This window comes from Aeromonas sp. 84A (assembly GCF_051919345.1).
Taxonomy (GTDB): Bacteria; Pseudomonadota; Gammaproteobacteria; order Enterobacterales; family Aeromonadaceae; genus Aeromonas; species Aeromonas veronii.
This window is the reverse complement of record NZ_JBQBEW010000001.1, coordinates 1494760-1517090: the sequence shown is the minus strand read 5'-3', so window position 1 is coordinate 1517090 and position 22331 is coordinate 1494760. Positions and strand designations below refer to the sequence as shown.

Annotated in this window: 19 protein-coding genes; 12 read left to right on the top strand and 7 right to left on the bottom strand. The window is 58.8% G+C overall.

The features are described 5' to 3' along the window. Positions 1 to 33: 33 nt before the first annotated feature. The 4 genes from oxyR to ACTG20_RS07045 form a co-directional block, all read right to left on the bottom strand. Positions 34 to 933: a DNA-binding transcriptional regulator OxyR gene (gene oxyR, locus ACTG20_RS07060; RefSeq protein ID WP_439987528.1), complete on the bottom strand. Its 900-nt coding sequence runs from the start codon at positions 931 to 933 to the stop codon at positions 34 to 36. A gap of 156 nt (positions 934 to 1089) precedes the next feature. Next, a complete protein-coding gene (locus ACTG20_RS07055) occupies positions 1090 to 2730 on the bottom strand; it encodes a methyl-accepting chemotaxis protein (protein ID WP_439987527.1) in 1641 nt (546 codons plus the stop codon). Between the two features lie 171 nt (positions 2731 to 2901). Then, positions 2902 to 3546 carry a DsbA family protein gene (locus ACTG20_RS07050; protein ID WP_440007974.1) on the bottom strand — a complete coding sequence of 215 codons (645 nt, stop codon included), beginning with the start codon at positions 3544 to 3546 and terminating at the stop codon, positions 2902 to 2904. A gap of 75 nt (positions 3547 to 3621) precedes the next feature. Continuing rightward, positions 3622 to 4482, bottom strand: coding sequence for a Vmh family MBL fold metallo-hydrolase (locus ACTG20_RS07045; RefSeq protein WP_042082822.1), 861 nt, complete (start codon positions 4480 to 4482; stop codon positions 3622 to 3624). A gap of 126 nt (positions 4483 to 4608) precedes the next feature. Between ACTG20_RS07045 and ACTG20_RS07040 the strand changes: the two genes are divergently transcribed. Next, on the top strand, positions 4609 to 5508 hold the full coding sequence (locus tag ACTG20_RS07040; protein WP_005362277.1) for a LysR family transcriptional regulator: 900 nt from the start codon (positions 4609 to 4611) through the stop codon (positions 5506 to 5508). A gap of 66 nt (positions 5509 to 5574) precedes the next feature. Here ACTG20_RS07040 and ACTG20_RS07035 read toward each other — a convergent pair whose 3' ends face one another. Next, positions 5575 to 6354 carry a BPSS1780 family membrane protein gene (locus ACTG20_RS07035; RefSeq protein ID WP_042054576.1) on the bottom strand — a complete coding sequence of 260 codons (780 nt, stop codon included), beginning with the start codon at positions 6352 to 6354 and terminating at the stop codon, positions 5575 to 5577. A 302-nt stretch (positions 6355 to 6656) separates the two neighbouring features. Here ACTG20_RS07035 and ACTG20_RS07030 point away from each other — a divergent pair, with 302 nt between their 5' ends. Continuing rightward, on the top strand, positions 6657 to 7478 hold the full coding sequence (locus ACTG20_RS07030; protein ID WP_204382106.1) for a peptidoglycan DD-metalloendopeptidase family protein: 822 nt from the start codon (positions 6657 to 6659) through the stop codon (positions 7476 to 7478). 88 nt (positions 7479 to 7566) lie between these two features. On the opposite strand, the gene ACTG20_RS07025 is transcribed toward ACTG20_RS07030, so the two are convergent. Beyond that, the gene (locus tag ACTG20_RS07025) at positions 7567 to 8904 is read right to left on the bottom strand and encodes an MATE family efflux transporter (RefSeq protein ID WP_421255648.1); all 1338 of its coding nucleotides are present in this window, start codon (positions 8902 to 8904) and stop codon (positions 7567 to 7569) included. Between the two features lie 155 nt (positions 8905 to 9059). Here ACTG20_RS07025 and mscM point away from each other — a divergent pair, with 155 nt between their 5' ends. From mscM to ACTG20_RS06975, 10 genes are all read left to right on the top strand, one after another. Continuing rightward, a complete protein-coding gene (mscM, locus tag ACTG20_RS07020; protein WP_439987525.1) occupies positions 9060 to 12341 on the top strand; it encodes a miniconductance mechanosensitive channel MscM in 3282 nt (1093 codons plus the stop codon). Between the two features lie 24 nt (positions 12342 to 12365). After that, the gene (locus ACTG20_RS07015) at positions 12366 to 13043 is read left to right on the top strand and encodes a glycerophosphodiester phosphodiesterase (protein WP_429221004.1); all 678 of its coding nucleotides are present in this window, start codon (positions 12366 to 12368) and stop codon (positions 13041 to 13043) included. 157 nt (positions 13044 to 13200) lie between these two features. Then, on the top strand, positions 13201 to 15078 hold the full coding sequence (locus ACTG20_RS07010) for a methyl-accepting chemotaxis protein (RefSeq protein WP_429221005.1): 1878 nt from the start codon (positions 13201 to 13203) through the stop codon (positions 15076 to 15078). Between the two features lie 509 nt (positions 15079 to 15587). Next, positions 15588 to 17372, top strand: coding sequence for a fumarate reductase (quinol) flavoprotein subunit (gene frdA / locus ACTG20_RS07005; RefSeq protein WP_005335056.1), 1785 nt, complete (start codon positions 15588 to 15590; stop codon positions 17370 to 17372). After that, positions 17365 to 18099, top strand: coding sequence for a succinate dehydrogenase/fumarate reductase iron-sulfur subunit (locus ACTG20_RS07000; RefSeq protein WP_005335057.1), 735 nt, complete (start codon positions 17365 to 17367; stop codon positions 18097 to 18099). The genes frdA and ACTG20_RS07000 overlap by 8 nt, the downstream gene beginning before the upstream one ends. Positions 18100 to 18115: 16 nt before the next feature. Continuing rightward, positions 18116 to 18514, top strand: a complete 399-nt coding sequence (locus ACTG20_RS06995) for a hypothetical protein (RefSeq protein WP_005335058.1) — start codon at positions 18116 to 18118, stop codon at positions 18512 to 18514. 10 nt (positions 18515 to 18524) lie between these two features. Then, a complete protein-coding gene (frdD, locus tag ACTG20_RS06990) occupies positions 18525 to 18881 on the top strand; it encodes a fumarate reductase subunit FrdD (protein WP_005335059.1) in 357 nt (118 codons plus the stop codon). Positions 18882 to 19132: 251 nt separating this feature from the next. Continuing rightward, positions 19133 to 19861, top strand: a complete 729-nt coding sequence (locus ACTG20_RS06985; protein WP_194495468.1) for a nucleoside recognition domain-containing protein — start codon at positions 19133 to 19135, stop codon at positions 19859 to 19861. Then, positions 19858 to 20325: a YjiG family protein gene (locus ACTG20_RS06980; RefSeq protein WP_005335063.1), complete on the top strand. Its 468-nt coding sequence runs from the start codon at positions 19858 to 19860 to the stop codon at positions 20323 to 20325. Before ACTG20_RS06985 ends, ACTG20_RS06980 begins: the two co-directional genes overlap by 4 nt. Before the next feature lie 25 nt (positions 20326 to 20350). After that, positions 20351 to 21475: a M20 family metallopeptidase gene (locus ACTG20_RS06975; RefSeq protein ID WP_194495470.1), complete on the top strand. Its 1125-nt coding sequence runs from the start codon at positions 20351 to 20353 to the stop codon at positions 21473 to 21475. An 88-nt stretch (positions 21476 to 21563) separates the two neighbouring features. On the opposite strand, the gene ACTG20_RS06970 is transcribed toward ACTG20_RS06975, so the two are convergent. After that, the gene (locus ACTG20_RS06970; protein ID WP_139408141.1) at positions 21564 to 22313 is read right to left on the bottom strand and encodes a substrate-binding periplasmic protein; all 750 of its coding nucleotides are present in this window, start codon (positions 22311 to 22313) and stop codon (positions 21564 to 21566) included. Between the last annotated feature and the right edge of the window lie 18 nt (positions 22314 to 22331).

Here is a 22331-nt window from a genome sequence, read left to right as displayed (position 1 = left end):
AAGCAAAACCGGCAGCCTTGGCTGCCGGTTTTTTTATTGGGCCAACTGCTTGCTCATCAGCGTGGCGATCGAGGCGGCCAGCTCGTTGAAGCAGGGGCGACGCACCGAGTAGTGGCGATAGAGCAGCGAGATGGTACGCCCCGGCACAGGGTCAACCACAGGTCGATAGCTCACCCCGCCCTCATCATGACCGGCAGGTACGGCCAACTTTGGCACCAAAGTCATGCCGCTACCGGCGGCCACCATGTTGCGCAGCGTCTCCAGACTGGTCCCCTTGAAGCGTTGATCCTCACCTATCCCGCCGGCGAAACAGAATCCCATCGCCTGATCCCGCAAACAGTGGCCATCGGCCAGCATCAGCAATTTCTTGCCCTTGAGATTACCGAGTGGCACCTGTCTGGCCTGTGCTTCGGGGTGATGGCAAGGCACAGCCAACCACATCGGCTCATGATAGAGCTGGATTGAACCAAACCCTTCCATCCCCGGCATCTCGGCCAGAATGACGCAATCCAGCTCCCCCTCTTCCAACCGCTTGAGCAGGGTTTGGGTCTGCTCCTCGTAGAGGTAGAACTCCAGCTGGGGAAAACGCTCACGCAGGGTCTGGATAATGCGGGGCAACAGGTAGGGGCCCACGGTCGGAATGAAACCGATATGGATCTCCCCGGACATCGGCTCGGAGAAGTGCTGACCGATGCTCTTGAGCTCGCGCACCTCCTTGAGCACCCGACGCGCCTGATGGGCCATGGCATCACCAGCCGGAGTAAACAGCACCTTGCGCGAGGTACGTTCGATCAGAATGACCCCGAGTTCATCCTCCAGCTTGCGCAGCTGGCCGCTCAGGGTGGGTTGACTGACAAAGCAGCGTTCAGCAGCTTTACGAAAATGTTTTTCCTCATCCAGCGCCACCAGATATTCGAGATCGCGAAGATTCATACAGCAAGAGTCCTGCCTGGAAAATGGGCCATCAGCATGCACAATATCGTCCGGCGGGACAAGTCATCCGCTCGCGGTGAACCTCTCTGGCTGCCCCTCCAAAACAGAAAAGCCCGATCACCTTGCGGTAATCGGGCTGTTTGGCTCGCCGAGGGATTACACCCTGAAACGGCGCACCATATCCTGCAACTGGGTAGCCAAATGGTTCAACTCGTTGCATGCCTGAGCCATCTGGGTGGCACCGGCGGCCACCTCTTCGGAAGCATGGCTGATATTGACCACGTTACGGTTGAGCTCCTCGCTCACCGCTCCCTGTTCTTCGGTGGCCGTTGCAATCTGGATGTTCATGTGAGAGATGCTGCTGACTGAGCCACTGATCTGGGAAATGGACTCGCCAGCTTCCCGCGCGGTAGCAACCGTGGTGTTCATCAGCTCCTGACTCTGTTGCATGGTACTGCCGGCCTGTTCGGCACGCTGCTGTAACTCGGCAATGATGGTGTTGATCTGGGAGGTGGAATCCTGAGTGCGCTTGGCCAGAGTACGCACCTCATCGGCCACCACCGCAAAACCCCGCCCCTGCTCACCGGCACGGGCCGCTTCAATGGCGGCGTTCAATGCCAGCAGGTTGGTCTGTTCGGCAATGCCACGGATCACCTCCAGCACCATGCCGATATTGCGGCTGTCATCGCCCAGTTGGCGGATCACCACCGCAGTGCTCTCGATAGCACCGGCGACCCGCTCGATGCGCAGAATGGAGTCATTCACCGTTTGCGCACCAATCTCTGCCGTTTCGCTGGCCGAGGTGGCGGCACTGGCCGCATCGCTGGTGTTGCGCGAGACCTCCTGCACCGTAGCTTGCATCTCGTTCATCGCCGTCGCCAGCTGGTTCAGCTCATGTTGCTGAGCATTCATGTTGTTGGCTGACTGGCTGGCAACAGAGCTGATCTCCTCCGCGGCGGAACTCAGTTGCACCACAGAGCCCGACACTTCACTCACCAGAGTGCGCAGATTGGTCTGCATTTCACCAAACCCTTTGGCAAGGGTTCCCAGTTCATCATTGTTGAACTGCTGCATATCGATGCGGGAGGTGAGATCACCAGAGGAGACCCGCCGGGTCTGTTCCAGCAACGCCATCACCGGATTGCGGATCTGACCGGTCAGCAGCCAGGCAATTGCCACAACAAAACCCAGCGTCACCAGACTGACAATGACGCTCATGGTTCTGGCACTGCTGTAGAGCGCCTCCACATCTTTTGTCATCTGGGCCGCAATCTCGTTATTGATTTCCCGCAGGCGGAAGGATTTTGCTTCCACCTCCTCCAGCGCGACCCGGGTTTCGTTTTTGCGCAGACTTCTGACTCGCTCCAGATCGCCAGTAGCAAAGGCACTTAACAACTGGTCATGCACCGCAAAATACTTGGCCCCCGCCGCAACCACCTGCTCATAAACCTGTTTCTCTTCACCAGTAGTGAAAGGTAAAGCACCGTATTTTTGGACGGCCTGCTCAAACTCCTGCTTGGCCTTGTTGAAGGTTAGAGCTCGTTCACTCACCTCCTGATCATCCTTGTTAAGGCCACCAATTACCTGGGCCAGCTCTGAACGGCGCGCATCCAGCACGGCGACATGCATCTGACTCGCCAGACGAGTAGAAGGCAACAAATTGCCGGTAATGGTCTCGGTATCACTATGGAGCTTTGCTAACTGACTGATGGAGAACCAGGCCAAGCCAAGAACCAGCAAGGCCAGAATGGCAAATCCGGCGCTCAGTTTCTGGCCAATAGACATGTTTTTGAACATATGAGGGCTTCCTTGAAATGAGTCTGCACTCCCGCAAATCCGCCGGGAATGGTCACATAGAGCATAGTCTGCAAGCAGAAAGTCGAAGGCTTTCATATCGCTTCTGCATACAGGAATATCGGCCCGTTCACTTCACTTCTAAAGAGACCTTGTCCGTTCACATTCTAATAACTATTCCATCAACTCAAGAAGATGCTGACGCAACCCGGCAGGATCGCCCAAAAAGTCAGCCACTCGAACAGCACTCACCTTACCGTTGTGCATCAACCCAAGGGTGGGATAACCCTGACCGCCTAGCCGTTTCATCCAGCCCTGGCTATCTGCCAGATGTTGCAGCAAGGGGGCCTGCAGATAAGCTTGCTGGAATGCCTCGGCTGAAATCCCCTGCTCTGCCGCCAGCGTGGCTAGAAACGCTGGCTCACCAATCCAGATCCCGTCCCGATAGTGGGATTGCTGGATCCGGTGCAACATGACCAGCCCATCGCCCCCCAACGCCGTGACGGCCAAAACCGCACGGATCGGCAGCTCGGAGTCCAGCAGACAGCCTTCCCGCAGCAGCAGTTCGTTAAAGTAGCGTTCGCCAAAATGCTGGCCGGTCAGCGCTTCGATCCGCTGATCATGGGGGCGCACATAATCACGCAATGCCTCGCCCATCGGCTGACGGCGACTACCCATCCAGAGACCGCCCGCATGCAGATCGATCTTGAGCCCAGCAATGGTGGCAGCCGCCTGCAACAGGGGGGCGGCACCGTAGCACCAGCCACAGAGGGGGTCATAGACATAATGGAGGGTGGTTTGTTGTTCGCTCATCTTCATTCTCGCTTCGATCTCGGATAAAAAACCGGGCCCTTAGGCCCGGTAAAAAAACACAGGGAAAGCAGGCTCAGTGGCTTACCACTTCATCTCGCCGGTATTGACCTTGGCACCGATGGCCAGACCATCGTCAACCGGCAGTGCCGGATAGGCTTTCTTCAGAGCCTCAATCAGCTCACCGGAGTTTTTCGCCTTGGCCAGCTCCTGTTCGAAACGCTCTACATAGTCACGGGTAAAGGTCACAGCAGCAGTGCCTTTGGGAGCAGTCCCTAGGAAGTGGCCGGGTACCACACGCTCGGGTTTCAGGGCCAGCAGGTTATCCAGCGCCTTGACCCAGTTGCTGCGAGCAGCCTTGGTCTGGCTGTCCGCCATCCAGACATGCACCCCGTGGTAGACCGGTACACCACCAAAAGCAGTCTTGATGGAAGGGGCCCAGAGGTAGGCATTCGGGGTATTCATCTCTTTGATTTCAATCTTCTCGCCATCCAGCGTCAGGTGGCTGGCGGTCATCACTTGCGGCACGGTCAGGCTCTTCGGTGCACCCTTCCCGAGGATCGGGCTCCAGTAGCTCAGCTTGGCATCCTTGGTCTGGTTGATGTGGTCAACCACATGCTGGTCGGCCAGCACTTTGACATCCGGGAACGCCGCCATGACCGGCTCCAGACCGAAGTAGAAGTCGGGGTCACCGGCACTGATATAGACAGTGGTCAGCTTCTTGCCACTCTTCTTGATCATGTCGACCAGCGCCTGACCATTTTGCACATCGAATTGGGCATCGATCAGGATGGCCTCTTTGTCACCGGTCACCAGTGAGGAGGAGACCGGGAAGATCGCCTTCTCGCCAGGGTTGTAGACGGTCACGCTCAGGGGGGTGGCCAGTGCGGCGCCACTCAGCAGGGTGGTCGCCAGAGTCAGGTTGCGGATCAGGGTGTTGTTCATCATCTATTCCTCATTAAGTATTCGGGGGTTCATTTGATGGACACAGTGTATTGGATCACTTAAGGTGCAAATACAGCATAAAAGGCGCATCACTGTTGCACATATCGAACATATAGAGAGCCATACATGGATCGACTGACCGCATTGCGGGTCTTTGTCAGCGTAGTCGAACAAGGGAGCCTGAGCGGCGCCGGAGAGAAACTGGATATGTCGCGCGCCATGGTGTCGCGCTATCTGGCCGAGCTGGAGAGCTGGATGGGCGCCCGCCTGCTGCACCGCACCACCCGTCGTCTGAGCCTGACCGGGCCGGGAGAGGAGGCGCTGAACCGGGCCCGCGCAATGCTGGCACTCGGCGAGGAGATGGAGCAGATCGCCGTGAAGGGGGATGACGCCCCCAAGGGGCAACTGCGGATCACCAGCAGCTACTCCCTGTCAGAAGCACTGCTGGTCGGGGCTGCCAACGACTATCTCGCGCAATACCCGGGGACGGCCATCGACATTCTGCTGCTCGACAGAACCGTCAATCTGGTAGAGGAGCGGATCGATCTGGCGGTGCGCATCACCAACGACCTCGACCCCAATCTGGTAGCGCGTCGTCTCGGCACCTGCCACTCGGTAGTCTGCGCCAGCCCGGCCTATCTGGCCCGTCATCCGATGCCACACAAGGTGCAGGATTTGGCGCTGCACAACTGCCTCACCTACACCTACTTCGGCAAGAGCCTGTGGGAGTTCAATGGACCGGACGGTCCCGAGTCAGTGCCGGTCAGCGGTAACCTGAGCGCCAATATCTCCAACCTGCTGCTGGAAGCAACGCTGGAAGGCGCAGGGATCAGCCTGCAACCCCGCTACTCGGCCCAACCCTATCTGGAGCGCGGGGAACTGGTGCCCCTGCTGACCGACTGGCAGCCCAAGCGGCTCGGGGTCTACGGGGTGTATGCCACCCGCAAACAGATGTCGCCACTGCTGCGCAGCTTCCTCGATTTTCTGCTGGCCCGCATGGCGGCGGATCCCATCTGGCAGGAGTAAGCACTCCGCACACCCAAACATAACGAAGGGGCCGCTGCGGGCCCCTTCTTCACTCTGACCCCTTGATCAGGCTTCAAATCCGAATGGTTCTGAATGCGGCGCTTCCGGCTGCGCACTCTCGTCCAGGAAAATATCCCGATAAGCCACATAGATGGAGTAGTTGAGCGCCGGGATCACCACCAGCAGACCTACCAGCAACAGCACAGCACCAAACAGCAACAAAATGGCTGAGAGTAGCCCCCACCAGAAGAAGGGAAAAATATTGCGCCAGCAGCCGAAGAAGCTCAGCCGTACCGCCTGGATGATGCCGATATCGTGGTGGTAGATCAGCGCCGGAGCAAAGGTGACCCCCATCAGCACGGGAATGATGAGCAGCATCCCCACCAGCAATACCAGCAGCAGTTGTTGCAACTGACTGGCTGAGACCACCATGCTCTCGGGATCCTGCGTCAGCAGCGGGAGCAGCCCCCACATGGAGAGCAGACCGAGACAGACGAGGCCCACCAGGCTGAACAGCAGCAACACCAGCAGACCGCCTAGCATCAGCGGGGTCAGCTTGTGGCGAAAACCGGCGAAGAGATCGGCAAACTGCAGCGGCTCCCCCCGATAACCCCGAGCGGCGACCGCCACCCAACCCGCGCCCCACACCATGTAGAGCAGCTGGGAGATAAGGCCACCCGCTGGCAGTTGCTCCAGCAGCATACCCACCATAAACCAGACCAGCACCATGGCCACGCTGATCCCCATCCCCTTGTTGAAGATATCGAACCCGCTGCGAACCCAGAGCCAGCCACGACCTGTCGTGTACCGGGCCGGAGTGGTGCGCAAAGGGGGTAATCCGTTCATATCGTCTCCTCGGAGTGTCGGTGGCATCAGTGCCGGAAGCCGATTCTAGAGCCAGGGCGGGGGCGACTCAATGGCGAAGCGGCCCGACCACGACATAAAACCTGACGCAGCTACGCACAAAAGGGGCATCAGCCACGCCCCGCCACTGGCTGCCCCGACCATAACGAGGCACAATCTGTCCCCTCCTCCAGCCGCGCCTGTCGTGGCCAGCATGTCGTGACCACCCTTTAGTGATCGGCGACTGCCGGACAGGAGGTTGTCATCCCGCCATCCCGGGCGTTTTAACATCGAGTGATATCGTCATGAGAGTTGTGTGTTGTCTGTTGTTGTTACTGGCCAGCCATTCAGTTCTGGCCGAGGGTTTTATCAGTCGCCTGCTCAACCATCCGGTGCCAGGTGGCGTTGCGGTGATCCCTCTTGGCGCGTCACCCACTGCCCCCACGGCCCGCTATCACGACAAACCCGTGCTGGTAGTGCGCGAAGACAACCAGTGGATCGCCATCGTCGGCATCTCTCTGAAAAGCAAGCCCGGCACCCAACAACTGACCACAGGTGATGGCCGCACTCTCGGCTTCACCGTCACCCCCAAGCACTACCGCGAGCAGCACATCAAGCTCAAGAACAGCCGTCAGGTCAATCCGCTCGCCGAGGATATGACACGTATCAACCGCGAGCTGGCGGAGCAGACCCGGGCTTACCAGACCTTCAGCCCCTACCAGCCGAGCAACCTGATGTTCGACAAGCCGGTCAACGGCCCCCTCTCCAGCCCGTTTGGCCTGCGTCGTTTCTTCAATGGCGAGGAGCGCAATCCCCACTCCGGCCTCGACTTCGCAGTGGGTGCCGGCACCCCGATCAAGTCCCCCGCCGCAGGCAAGGTGATCCTGATCGGCAACTACTTCTTCAATGGCAATACCGTCTTTGTCGACCACGGTCAGGGGCTCATCAGCATGTTCTGCCACATGTCGAAGATCGATGTGAAGCTCGGCCAGAGCCTGCCGCGGGGCGGCATCGTCGGGCGAGTCGGTTCGACCGGCCGCGCTACCGGCCCCCATATGCACTGGAACGTCAGCCTCAACGACACCCGGGTCGATCCCGCCATCTTTATCGGCGCCTTCAAGCCCTGAATCGGCAGAGCCCGTTAACAAAACATCCTCTAACAAAACAGGCAGCCCATGGCTGCCTGTCTGCTATCTGCACGTCGAACCTGATTACCTATCCGGCCAGCGCATGGGCGCCGGACTCCCGACGCATCGCCCGCCACATCACCAACACCAGCAATGAGCTGCACGTTGGCAATGCCAGCCAGACCCCGGGCACGCCCCACAGGGTCGAGAAGCCCCACAAGAAACCGCCAATCAGCACCAGCTTGCCACCAGTGAGCAGGGAGGCGATGCGGGCCCGATTGATGGCCTGGAAGTAGGTGGCCCCCACCAGCAGCAAGCCCTCCATCGGCAACCCCCAGAAGTAGAGCCAGATCCCGAGGCTCGCCACCGGCAGCAGGGTAGCGTTGTCCCCGGCAAACAGATAGACCGCCGCCTCCGGCCACAGATAGAGCGGGATCATCGCGGATAGGGCGATCCCCAACGTCACTCCGAGTGCCAGATTGCGGATCCGCAGCACCCGCCGCCAGTGACCGGCGCCCGCGTTGAAGCTGGCGATGGGCTGGATACCCATGGCGATCCCCTCGAACACCAGATAGAAGAAGGCCTCGGTGTAACTGATCACCCCGTAGGCCGCCACATGCAGCGAAGTACCCACCGCCAGCAACGCCTTGTTGTGCAGCGCCAGCACTACAGAGAGATAGAGGTACATCAGAAAACTGGAAATCCCGAGGCGCACCGTCTCGCCCATCAGCCGCAGGTCGGGGCGCAAGGTATCCCAGCTTATCCGCAGCTGGCTGCGCGGCGTGAAGAAGTGCCACAGGCAGGCGAGGCCTGTCACGGCCTGAGAGAGCATGGTGGCGGTCGCCACCCCGGCCAGTCCGAACGGGAACACCACCATCAGCAGATAATCGAGCAGCACGTTGAGCAGCCCCCCGACTACCATGATGAGGGTGACAAACCCGGGGCGGCCATCGTTGCGCAGCAGCGAGCTGAACGCCATCGACAGCACCGCAAAGACGCCAAGCCAGGCGTAGGCCTGCAGGTAGGAGAGCCCGGCGGTGAAGATCTCCCCCTCCGCTCCCATCCAGGCCAGCATGGGCTCGCCATAGCGGATCCCGATAAAACTGAGCAGTGCCGAGGCCAGCAACACCATCACCAGCGCATTGCCGACGATATGGCGGGCTTTGGCCGGGTTGCCCTGCCCCAGATAGAAGGAGACCAGCGACGAGGCCCCCATGCCGATCAGCGCCCCTACCGCATAGAGCACGGCGCAGATGGGATAAGCCAGCATCAGACCGGCCATCCCATCTTGACCCAGCACATGGCCAACGAAGATGCCATCGATGGTGACATAGATGCCGGTGATCAGCATGGCCGCAACGGTCGGGGTTACGTAACGCCAGAAAAGGCGAGATAGCGGGGCTGTGCCCAGATCAACAGCTGACATATTCGACTCGGTGGAGAGAAAGCGGCCGGGATCATAGCGAAACGGCAGCACGACTTCCTGTTATTTGTGTTATGAATCATTAATATAGACTGCTTTACCCGCCTCCCTGCCCTGTTTTAGGCTAGGGCCACCTCTTCTGAACGGAAACGAGCCTCATGTTGCAACGCCTGCTCACCCTCTTGCTGCTCTCCCTTCTCTTGTTGCCGCCAACCGTGCGCGCCGACGATGCCATTGCCCAGGCCGAATCCCTGTTGCAGAGCGTGCCCAAGAGCGATACCCCGGAAAACCAGAAACTGCGGGAGAGCTACCAGCAGGCGCTGCAATTTGCCAGAGAGGCCGAGCGTTACCGGGAGCAGAGTAAAGCCTATCAGCAGATCCTTATCGATTACCCCAAGGAGTCGGCACGCCTCAAGGAGAGCCTGCACAACTATCAGCCCGCAGCTCGCCCGCCGCTGGCGAGCCTCAAGGAGGAGGCGCTGCGCCAGGCCATTGGCCTGAGCAGCAACCGCCAGCTCAACCTGCGCAAGGAGCGGCAGGGGGTGATGGACAGCCTCAACCAGCTGGAGAGCACCGGGCAGGAGTATCACCTGCGGGTGGATGATCTGCGCAAGCAGCTGCAACTGACCCGCAGCCAGCTGGAGCGACTGAGCTTCAGCAGCGAATCGGATCGCCAGCAGGAGGCACAACTGCTGCTGACCAGAATGAAAGAGCAGAGCCTCTCCGACCGGATCCAGATGCTGGAGCTGGAGCAGCTCTCGGCCCAGCAGCGCAACGATCTCGGCAAGCTGAAGCTGCAGGAGCTCAATCTGGCCATCGCCGACGAGGATGAGTGGCAAGCCAGCCTGCTGACCCAGCAGAACCAGCTGCGGCGGGAGAAGACCGAGCAGGCGCTGGAGGAGAGCGAACGGCTGCGCAAGCAGCTCACCACCGACATGCCGCTGCTGCTGGAGCAGCAACAGCAGAATCAGGCACTCTCCATCCAGCTCGGCACGCTGGAGGATCAGATTGAGCGGGTGCAGGACGAGCAGCGCAGCGTCGACAAGAATCTGTTTGAACTGAATGAACTGGTCAACTCGGTACGCGAACAGCTGGAGTGGCTGCAGATCAGTAATGCCTACGGCGAGAACCTGCGCAGCAAACTCTCCGATCTGCCTCCCCAGTTCCCCCTCGACAAGCTGGAGTCCGCCATCGTCAGCGCCCGCATGGCCAAGTACCAGTACGAGAGCGAGCAGGATGGGCTCAAGGATACCCGCCAGCTGCGCGACAAGCTGATGGCCGAAGAGGAGGTGACGCTGGATCGGCCACAGCAAGCGGTGCTCGACAACCTGCTCAAGGCCCGGCGCCAGCTGCTGACCCGGCTCAACGACGCCTCAGACACCCTCATTCAGGAGCAGACTCGTCTCAAGCTGCTATACAGCCGTCAGAACAGCAAGATCGACGAGATCCGTGAAATAAGCGCCAGCCACCTGTTCTGGATGCCGGATGTGCGCCCCTTTACCCCACGGGTGATGCTCGGCATTCCCGCCGCGCTGACCCTGGCCTTCAACCCGGATAACTGGCTGCAACTGCCCTACGCCATCGCCGAGAACAGCCCGCTGAGCCTCACGCTGGCCGGTATTGGGCTGCTGGTGCTGGCCTGGAGCTGGTTCAAGCTGGCCCGTCACCTGAGCCTCTATTGCGACCATATTGCGCCGCGGATCGGCAAGGTAACTCAGGACAAATTCAGCCTCACCAGCCGCTTGCTGCTGCGCTCCCTGCTTGCCGCCCTCCCCTTGCCCGCCATGGTGCTGATGGTGCGCGGCCTGCTCGAAGGGGCCTGGCAATACCCGTTTGCGGTGGCGGTGGCGCGCGGTCTTGGCGAGATCTGGTTTCTGCTGCTGGCGCTGGTGATGGCCCGCCATCTGACACTGGAGAGGGGGATTTTGATCCACCACTTCCGCTGGCCCCGAGAACAGGTGCAAAAGGTATGGGGGCAGTTTCGCACCCTGCTGCTGGTGCTGATCCCGAGTTTCTTTGTGCAGGGGATGGCCAACAGCTATCAGGAGCACGCCTTCTACGACTCCCTCGGCCGGATGGCCTTCATGATCGGCGCACTCTGGCTGCTGCTCTTCTTTGCCCGCCTCAACCGGGAGCGGCTGCCACTCACCTGGGGCCAGACCGACATGACCAAGCCTCATCTGCTGCACCACTTCATATGGAACAGCCTAATGCTGGCGCCGCTGCTGGCGGTGATTGGCGCCTTGTTTGGCTACTTCTATACTTCGCGCACCCTGCTGCGCCAGCTGGAGCTGAGCCTGCTGATGGGGCTCGGCTGCCTGCTCATCTACTACTTGGCCAGACGCTGGATGCTGATCCAGCGCCGCCGCCTCGCCTTCGAGCGCGCCAAGAGCAAACGGGCCGAGATGCTGGCCCAGCGCGAGCGTGACGACAATCAGGAGGAGCTGAGCTCGGAGATCCCCGATGTGGTGGAAGATAACGAGCTGGATCTCGACACCATCAGCGCCCAGTCGCTGGGACTGGTGCGCACCCTGCTGATGCTGGGCTTCACCATGCTGGTGGTGGTGCAATGGTCTGATCTCAACTCGGCATTCAGCTTCCTCAGCAATATCGAAGTGTGGCAGGTGAGCAGCAAGATTGGCGGCATCGAGCAACTCTCTGCCATCACCTTGCAGGATCTGATGCTGACCGCCTTCGTCTTCATTCTGACCGTGGTGACCGCCCGCAATCTGCCGGGGCTGATGGAGCTGACCCTGTTGCAACACCTGAGCCTCTCACCCGGTACCGGCTTTGCCCTCACTACGATCAGCAAATATCTGGTGATCCTGATCGGCGCCCTCACCGGCTTCTCCATGCTCGGCATCGACTGGTCGAAGACCCAGTGGCTGGTCGCGGCTCTCTCGGTGGGGCTGGGTTTCGGTCTGCAGGAGATCTTCGCCAACTTTGTCTCCGGCCTCATCATCCTGTTTGAGAAGCCGATCCGGCTCGGTGACACCGTCACCATCCGCGATCTCACCGGCACGGTCACCAAGATCAAAACCCGGGCAACCACCATAGTGGATTGGGATCGCAAGGAGATCATCGTGCCCAACAAGGCCTTCATCACCGAGCAGTTCATCAACTGGTCGCTCTCCGATGCCATCACCCGGGTCAAACTGCGGATCCGGATCGGCCTGACCCGGGATCCGAAACTGGTGCAGCGCATTCTGGAAGAGTCCATCCAGGCATCGACCCTGGTATTGGAGACGCCGACGCCCGAGGTCTTCCTGACCGAATTCACCGACTCAGCGCTGATCTACGAGATCCGTCTCTACGTCAATAACATGGATCACCGAATGCCCATCACCCACGAGGTACACTCGCTGGTGCTGGAGAAGATGCAGCAGCAGGGACTTACCCTGCCCCATCAACAGATCGACATTCACCTGAGCCGCGGCTGATCCGCGAGGTAAAAGGAGCAGAACATGCAGATTATTGCCCACCGTGGCGCCAGCGGTCTGGCACCGGAGAACACCCTCAAGGCGATGGCCAAAGCGCTGGAGCTGGGAGCATCAGCCATCGAGATCGACGTGCAGGCGGCCGATGGCGAGTTGTGGGTCTTCCACGACCGACGGCTGGAGCGCTGCACCAATGGCAAGGGGGTGCTGACCGAGCAATCCCGCTCCTATCTGGAGCAGCTCGATGCCGGTGAGGGAGAGGTGATCCCGACCCTATGGCAGGTAATGGAGATCATCGCCGGACGCTGCGAGTTGCATATCGAGCTCAAGGGCGCCCATACCGCCGATGTGGTGGCAGCCCTGACCCGACGGGCAGAGGTCGAGCTGGGCTTTACACCCGGACAGTGGGTGGTCTCCTCCTTCCATCACCCGGAGCTGGCCCGATTTGCCGCCTCGCGGCCCGATATAAAGCTCGGTGCCCTGACTGCCAATCTGCCACTCAACCTGGCGCTGTTTGCTGATGAGCTGGGGGCCTGGTCACTTAACTGCGACGTGGATTTTGTCGACCGGACACTGGTGGAAGATGCACATCAACGCGGATTAAGAGTTCTAGTTTATACCGTTGATTATCATGAAGATTATGAAAAACTAGCCAGCATGGGGATCGATGGAATCTTCACCAATCGTCCAGATCGCTTCCTGTAGCCACCTGACAAGGATACATATATGGATAAGCTCTGATTTGGGCACTAACTTTACATAGCAAATTAGGGATACAAGGATCTCAACTTAAGCCGATAAGAACAGGCACATAACAATAACCAGTTTCCTAACACAGACTGACGCTCACAAGGATGTAACTATGAACTTATCGATTAAAAACAAGCTGGTCCTGGCTATCGGCATCATCATTCTGGTGATTACCGGGGTACAGGTCTGGTACAACACCTCGCAATTGCGCAGCGAAACCCAGCGACTGGTCTGGAATATCATCGACGAAAGTTCCATGGCCAACGTCAAGGGGATCTCCCGCTGGGTTGACTCCCGTATCGCCATCGTCAGCAGCACCAAGGAGGCCTTTGTCAAAGAGGATGAACCCATCAGCCATCTGGCCCAGTCCATGAATGCCGGTGGCTTCGACCTGGTCTATGCCGGTACCGCAGACGGCGAAATGATCCAGAGCAAACCAACCGATTTGCCCGCCGGTTATGACCCACGTCAACGCCCCTGGTACAAAGACGCAATGGCTGCTGGCAAGATGACCATCACCTCCCCTTATGCCGATATCTCCACCGGCCAACTGATTGTTACCATTGCCGAGCCGTTCCAGCGCGGCAATACCCAGGGGGTCATCGCCGGTGACGTCTCCATCAGCTCACTGATCTCGGACATTCTGGCGGTCACCACCGAGGGCACCTACGCCATGCTGGTGGACAGCAATGGCACCATCATCGCCCACCCCGATGCCTCCCTGAGCCTGAAATCCGCCACCGCTCTGGCACCGGAACTGACTGCGGCCTACATCAATCAGGTCGCCCATGACGGCATGATCCACGAGCTGGTGATCAGCGGCAAGAAAGAGGTCTACGACTTTAATGCCATTCCCAATACCAACTGGTATTACGGCATGATGGTGGATGAAGAGATCGCCTACCAGTCGGTACGCCGCATGGTTACCTCCTCCTTCATTCAGGGGCTTATCACCATACTGATCGTGGCAGGCTTCTCCTATGTCGCCATCAACGGCTCGCTGGCCCCTCTGAAAACCCTGGGCGAAGCGATTGCCGATCTCTCCCGTGGCAACGGCGATCTGACTCGCCGCATCAAGATTGAACGTGAGGATGAAGTAGGCGCGGTTGCCAAACACGTCAACACCTTCATTGAGCGGATCCATGTGATGGTACAAGATATCTCCAACTCCTCCGGCCAGCTCAATCAGCAGGCCAAGTCCTCCCACAGCATGGCGGAGAAGGCCAATCAGGGGCTGGCACGCCAGCAAAACGAGATCTCCCAGATCGCCACTGCGGTACACGAGATGTCGGCCACTGCGGTCGAGGTTGCCAGCAACGCGGAGCAGACCGCCGAAGCGGCCCGCAGCTCCTCCAGCAGTTGCGAGCATGGCAAGCAGGTGATCGCCCGCAACCAGCGCTCCATCACCGATCTGGCCACTCAGGTGGAACAGGCTTCCAACATCATTCAGGAACTGGAGAAAAACGCTCAGGAGATCAACACCATCCTATCCACCATTCAGGGCATCGCCGAGCAGACCAACCTGCTGGCACTCAACGCCGCCATCGAAGCGGCCCGTGCCGGTGAACAGGGCCGCGGCTTTGCGGTGGTAGCCGACGAGGTGCGCGTCCTGTCACAGCGTACCCACAGCTCCACCGTCGAGATCCGCAATATGATCGAAACCCTGCAACGCAATACCCAGGGAGCGGTCAGCACCATGCACGAAGGCCAGCTGCTGGCCCAGAACAGCGTGGATGATGCCAACAACGCCACCCATGCGCTGGAACAGATCACCACCTCGATCAACCAGATCTCAGACATGGCAACCCAGATCTCCAGCGCGGCTGAAGAGCAGCGGGCCGTCACCGACGAGGTAAGCCGCAACATTCAGGCGGTGAAAGATGTCTCGGACGAACTGGCAGTGGATGCAGACAGCTCACGCCATCTCTCTGAACAACTTAAAAATATTTCGGGTGAACTGAGCAATCAGGTAGGCATGTTCCGCATTTGAGCATGAGCAAAAGGGGCCGTACAGGCCCCTTTTATTTTTCTAAATAGCGCTTAATTTTCAGTGAGTAATCTCACATTACCCGCCAAATACCCCGCCTTGAAATCCTTGTGATTCGTCTGGGATTATCAGATCACCGCCGTGGTCACCGCAGCACTTCGGATTACCTATTTCTATCCGAATAGATAAATGCCAATAATTCTCATTAAAAAAATACAATAAAAAACTTAAAATTTTTTTCGCGAGTACCTAAAAAGAGAGGTGATTCGCATTTTATTGAAAGAAAACTACGTACAATCCAGAAGTTAAAGTACTCGTAGCTAGGTGTTCAACTGCTCAGTAACACCAAAAAATGACGATAATAACGACATTTTCATCCAGGGATTTGGGTGTTTTATAGAAAAATAACCAATAAAAAGGGAATAAAACCTAGCAGTTTGACTTGCATCAAGCCTGAATTTTTTTCATAGAGCAAAATCGTGCCCAGCAAATCTATCCCTAAGGAGGCAGATGTGGATATTATCAAGACCGATGTGGCCATCATCGGTGCTGGCGGTACCGGCTTACGCGCCGCTATCGCTATAGCCGAATCACAGCCAGACCTGGACATCGCCCTGATTTCCAAGGTTTACCCGATGCGCAGCCACACGGTTGCTGCCGAAGGCGGCGCCGCCGGTGTCGTCCGTGATGACGACTCCCTCGAAAACCACTTCAACGACACCGTCTCCGGTGGTGACTGGCTGTGCGAGCAGGACGTAGTGGAATACTTCGTCAACAACGCAACCAAAGAGATGATCCAGCTGGAGCACTGGGGTTGCCCCTGGAGCCGCAAGCCGGATGGTAAAGCCAACGTGCGTCCGTTTGGTGGCATGAAGGTTCCGCGTACCTGGTTCGCCGCAGACAAGTCCGGTTTCCATATTCTGCACACCCTGTTCCAGACCTCCGTCAAATACCCGAGCATCAAGCGCTTCGACGAGCATTTCTGCCTTGATCTGATCGTGGACGACGGCCGTGTCCAGGGCGTACTGACCTTCGACATCCAGAACGGTATCACCCGCTTCATCCAGGCCAAATCCGTGATCGTGGCAACCGGCGGCGCTGGCCGTGTCTATCGCTACAACACCAACGGTGGCATCGTCACCGGCGACGGCATGGCACTGGCCTACCGTCACGGCGTACCGCTGCGTGATATGGAGTTTGTCCAGTATCACCCGACCGGCCTGCCGGGCACCGGCATCCTGATGACCGAAGGTTGTCGTGGTGAGGGTGGCGTCCTGTTGAACAAGGATGGCTACCGCTACCTGCAAGACTACGGCTTGGGCCCGGAAACGCCGATCGGCCAGCCGAAGAGCAAATACATGGAACTGGGTCCGCGCGACCGCGTTTCCCAGGCATTCTGGCAAGAGCAGCAGAAAGGCCGCGTCATTCAGGGCCCGATGGGCGATGTGGTTCACCTCGACCTGCGTCACCTTGGCGAGAAGTACCTGAAAGAGCGTCTGCCGTTCATCTGCGAACTGGCCAAAGCCTACGTCAACGTGGATCCGGCCAAAGAGCCTATCCCGGTACGTCCGACTGCCCACTACACCATGGGTGGTATCGAGACTGACAACAAGTGTGCCACCCGTCTGCCCGGCCTCTACGCCGCGGGCGAATGTGCCTCCGTCGGTCTGCACGGTGCCAACCGTCTGGGTTCCAACTCCCTGTCCGAAATCGTGGTATTCGGCAAGCTGGCCGGTGAGCAGGCAGGTGAATTTGCCAAGACTCAGAAGCATGGCAACACCGAAGCGCTGGCCGCCAAGGCCGAGGCACTCATCAAGCAGCACCTCTCCCTGATGGATGTAGACGGTACCGAAAACCCGGCCGATATCCGCAACGAGCTGGGCATGTCCATGGAAGCCGGTGTCGGTATCTATCGTACCGAAGAGCTGATGCAGGGCACCATCGACAAGATCAACGAGCTGAAAGCCCGTTACAAGAAGGTCAAGATCAACGACAAGTCCTCTGTCTTCAACACCGATCTGCTGTACGCCATCGAACTGGGTTACATGCTGGACGTGGCTGAAGCCATGGCACACTCCGCCATCAATCGTAAAGAGTCCCGCGGTTCCCACCAGCGTCTGGATGGTTACGAAGAGCGCGATGACGTGAACTTCCTCAAGCACACGCTCTCGTTCTACAAAAATGGCGAAACGCCCTCCATCGATTACTCCGATGTGAAGATCACTAAGTCCCAGCCGGCAAAACGCGTGTACGGCTCCGAGGGTGAGAAACAAGACGAGGCTAAGAAGAATGGCTGAGATGATTGAAATTGAGATCCTGCGCTACCGTCCGGAACAGGATAACGAGCCCTGGATGCAAACCTTCCAGGTGCCATACCAGAGAGAGATGTCTCTGCTGGACGCCCTGCAGTACATCAAGGATCACCTGGACTCTACCCTGAGCTTCCGCTGGTCCTGCCGGATGGCGATCTGCGGCTCCTGCGGCATGATGGTCAACGGTGTGCCCAAGCTGGGTTGCAAGGCGTTCCTGCGCGACTATCTGCCGGGCAAGATGACCGTCGAGCCGCTCAACAACTTCCCGATCGAGCGCGATCTGGTGGTCGACATGTCCGACTTCATCGAGAAGCTGGAGAGCATCAAGCCGTACATCATCCCGAGCGAGCCGCGCAGCCTGTGTGATGGCGAGTACATCCAGACTCCGGCCCAGATGGCGCAGTACAAGCAGTTCTCCCAGTGCATCAACTGTGGTCTCTGCTACGCAGCCTGCCCGCAGTACGGCATCAACAAGAAGTTCACCGGTCCAGCGGCACTGGCTCTGGCCTATCGCTACAACGTCGACAACCGTGATGCCGGCGCCAAAGAGCGTATGCGCATCATCAGCCAGGACGAAGGCGTCTGGGGCTGTACCTTCGTGGGCTACTGCTCCGAAGTGTGCCCGAAAGGCGTCGATCCGGCGGCGGCCATCCAGCTTGGCAAGGTCGAAAGCGCCAAGGACTACATGATCGCCATGTTCAAGCCAGATTGAGAGCAGGATTGAGACCATGAACAACACTGATAGCAAACGTAAACCTTACGTCCGCGAAATGAAGAAAGACTGGTGGCTGAAGAACGCCTTCTACACCGGTTACATGATCCGTGAAGGCACCAGTATCTTCGTCTCCATCTACGCCGTTGTGCTGATGTGGGGCCTGATGCGCCTGGTTCAGGGTCAGGAAGCGTTCAACGGCTGGCTGGAATCCCTGCAAAGCCCGATCGCTATCCTGTTCCATGTCGTCGCTCTGGCGGCGTGCCTGTTCCATGCCAAAACCTGGTTCGCCCTGGCGCCGAAAGCCATGCGCATCTTCCGTGGTGAAGACCTGGTACCGGAGAAGCCGATCGTTCTCGCCCAGTATGTGGCGCTGGCGGTGGTGTCCCTGCTTGTCCTGATCATCGTGGCCTGAGGAGAAAACAATGAGACGTTCTGACGAACCAATTTACTGGGGTCTGTTTGGTGCGGGTGGCATGGTCGTTGCCATGCTGCTGCCGGTCATTGTCCTCATCACCGGTCTGTTGGTGCCCATGGGCATCATGGACGTGGAAACCATGAGCTATGACCGCGTGCACGCGTTCGCCAGCTCCTGGTGGGGTGCCTGCATCCTGCTGGTGATCATCGCTCTGCCAGTCTGGCACGGTATGCACCGTATCTACCACGGTCTGCACGATCTGGGGATCCACACCACCAAGCTGCACCACTATGTGTTCTATGGCTTTGCCTTCCTGGTATCTGCCATTAGTGTCGGCCTGCTGATGGTGCTGGTACTCCAGTAATCACATCTGACTGATTGACCAAACCGGGCCTCGTGCCCGGTTTTTTTTGCCCCGTTATCCCGCCCCTGCTTTTTATTCACTCAAACAATTCGATAAAAACCAGATTATCGTCCAATCATATGGCGATCACAGTCACATAACCCCAATACATTCGTCATTTGTAGCAAACCATTTTGACCACCATCAATTTAGTGACATCCATATCAATTATAATTATTCAGATTAAATAATTATTCATATGGAGCTAGCTAATGACAGACAAAACACGCTCGGTGAGCATAGGCAGTTACCTGGCACTGGCCTTCGCCGTGGTCTTCTTCTCCGGACTGTTGCAATCCGGCGAGTGGTACGGGGTATTCGATTTCACCACGCTGAACGGTTCGTTCGGTACCATGGTCCAGAGCGTCAGCGAGAATGGTGACGGCATCAAGACCGCCATGACCGACATGCGCGGCAAGGGGGGCAACGGCGCTCGCGATGGCTTCTTGTTTGCCCTGACCCTGATCCCCACCGTGATGTTTGCCCTCGGCATGATCAATGTGCTGGAACACTACGGCGCGCTGGAAGCGGCCCGCAAGTTGCTGACCCCGCTGCTGCGCCCGCTGATGGGGATCCCGGGCAACACCGGCCTCGCCCTTATTGCCTCCCTGCAGAGTACCGATGCCGGTGCCGCCATGACTCGTCAGCTCAAGGATGAAGGGCTCATCACCAAGCGTGAAACCGACGTGTTCACCATGTTCCAGTTCTCCGCTGGTGCCACCATCGTCAACTTCTTCTCCTCCGGCGCCGTGCTGTTCACTCTGACGCTGGCAGATGGCAGCCCGGCGGTCAGCTCCTCCATCGGTCTGGCTGTCATCGTGATGTTCGCCTTCAAATTTGTCGGGGCCAACCTGTTCCGGGTCTACCTCAATATGAGCGAAGGCAAGCAGACCGATAACAACACCCAGCAGACTCTCAACTCTCAGGAGCAAGCCAAATGAGCCAGGCCAACATCAAGAAACCCATCGTCACCGATATCTTCGTCGAAGGGGCCAAGAAGGGCTGGGTCATCGCCACCACCTCCACCGTACCCAACGTACTGATGGCCTTCGTCATCATCAAGGCGCTGCAGATCACCGGCGCGCTGGATGCCATGGGCGCCATCTTCTCCCCCGTCATGGCCATCTTCGGTCTGCCCGGTGAAGCGGCAGCCGTGCTGATCGGCGCCTGGATGTCGATGGGCGGTGCGGTCGGTGTGGTCATCACCCTGTTCGATCAGGGGATCCTCAACGGCACCCACATCGCCATTCTGGCGCCAGCCATCTACCTGATGGGCTCCCAGGTGCAGTACATGGGCCGCATTCTCGGCTGCATCGGCACCGAAGGGCGTTACATCCCCATCATGGTCGCCATCTCGGTACTCAACGCCTTCGGCGCCATGCTGGTGATGAACATCCTTCTCTGACCCGAATCTGATAGTGGAGCAAGCAATGACTTTTTCTCTGGATCAATACCTGACCGAACTGGCCCCGCTGATCAATCTGGATTGCGGATCCCTGCACCAGCCGGGCATTGCGGCAGTGGCCGACCTGATGGCTGCCAAATATGAGGCCATGGGCGGCTGGCAGATCAAGCGGGTCGACTGTGGCGCAGCCGGGGTGGGACTGGAGATCCGCAACCAGCCTGATGCGGCACAGATCGATGTAATGCTGATCGGCCATATGGATACCGTCTTCCCCCTCGGCACCGCCGCCGCCCGCCCGATGAGCATCGATGGTGAGCGCGCTTACGGCCCCGGTGTCTCCGACATGAAATCCGGCCTGCTCAACATCGTCTATGCCCTGCGTGAACTGCCCCGCGAGGTGCGCGATCGCCTGAGCATCTGCGTCTGCATGAACCCGGATGAGGAGATTGGCTCCCTCCACTCCAGTGACTGGCTGGCAGCGGTGGCCAAACAGGCGAAACAGGTGCTGGTGGCCGAAGCGGCCCGCGCCGATGGCTCGCTGGTCAAGGCGCGCAAGGGGATGGCCCGTTATCGCATCGACTTCACCGGCAAGGCGGCTCACGCGGGCAACGAACCGCAGAAGGGGCGCAGCGCCATCACCGAGCTGGGCCACTGGATCCTGGCCATCAACGCCCTGACCAACTTCGAGAGCGGCACCACCCTCAACATCGGCATTGTCGAGGGGGGCAATGGCGCCAACATAGTGCCGGCCCATGCCAGCGCCGTGGTAGACGTCCGCTTCTGGGACAATCAGGAGTACCACCAGATCGACGATCATCTGCTCACCCTGGCCGAGCGGCCGCATCTGGACGGCGTCACCATCCAGCTGACCCGCGAGGCCCACAAACCGGCCATGGTGCCATCAGAAGGCACTCTGGCGCTGATGCAGCTGGTGGAGGAGTGTGGCGCCGAACTGGGACTGCCAATTAGCTGGCAGGAGGTGGGGGGCGGCTCCGATGCCAACCTGACCGCCGCCCTCGGCATTCCCACTCTGGATGGTCTGGGCCCCATCGGTGCCGGTTTCCACAGTAACGAGGAGTATCTGGATCTGGCCAGCATTGCCCCGCGCATCGAGCTGCTGGTGAAGGTACTGACCCGTCTGGCAGCCTGACAGCCTCTCACGTAGAAAAGGGCCAGCCGGTTTGCACCGGCTGGCCCTCTGTCCATCTGCTCCTCCTGAATGACAGCCCCCTTTGCTATTACTCCATCGGTGGCAAGAAGCGGCGCATCACCTCATCCGTATGCCCCCCTTCCTGAAATGCCACCAGCGACTGATTGAGGATGTTCACCAGCTGGTGGGCGCGGGGGGAGCCCTTGCTCACCAGCAGATAGAATCCCTTGCGGCTGGGCAGGGCGAGATTGAGCAACCCGCTCTCGCTGCGGTAGATGCCAAGGCTGATGCCTGCCACCAGAGGTTCGATTTCGCTCGGCAGAAAGTCGCAACGATCCCGCTCCAGCATATCGAGCGCCTGCTGCAACTGCTTGACCCGGCGTGGCTCCTGCGCAAGCCCGTAGGGCGTGTAGTTGTAGCCAATCACCCCGCACACCCGGGAACGATTGACCGTCTGCAGATCCGGCGGTTCGGGGTAGCGGCGCTTGAGATAGAAGAAACCGAGGTGGGTGTAGTAGAGGGGAACGCTGTAGAAGGCAAACTCGGCCCGCTCCGGCTTGTAGCTGGCATCCCAGGTCAGCTCGCACAGACCATTCTGGCGATAATCCGCCAGCTCCTGCTGCACCCGCGCCCAGGGCAGATAGCGGATCTGGTGCGAGAGCCCGCTCTGTTGCAGGGCATCGAGCACCAGCGTTGTCGCCGAACCGGTCAGGCGGCTGGTATCGGGCACCCCGTCCTTGCGCTCCCAGTAGGTAAAGGGGGCCCACTCGTTGCCCTCCCCCAGACAGATCTTCACTGGCGGCTCTTGCCCCCATAGCGCGGGGGACAAGATGGCCATCGCCAATCCCGCCCACCA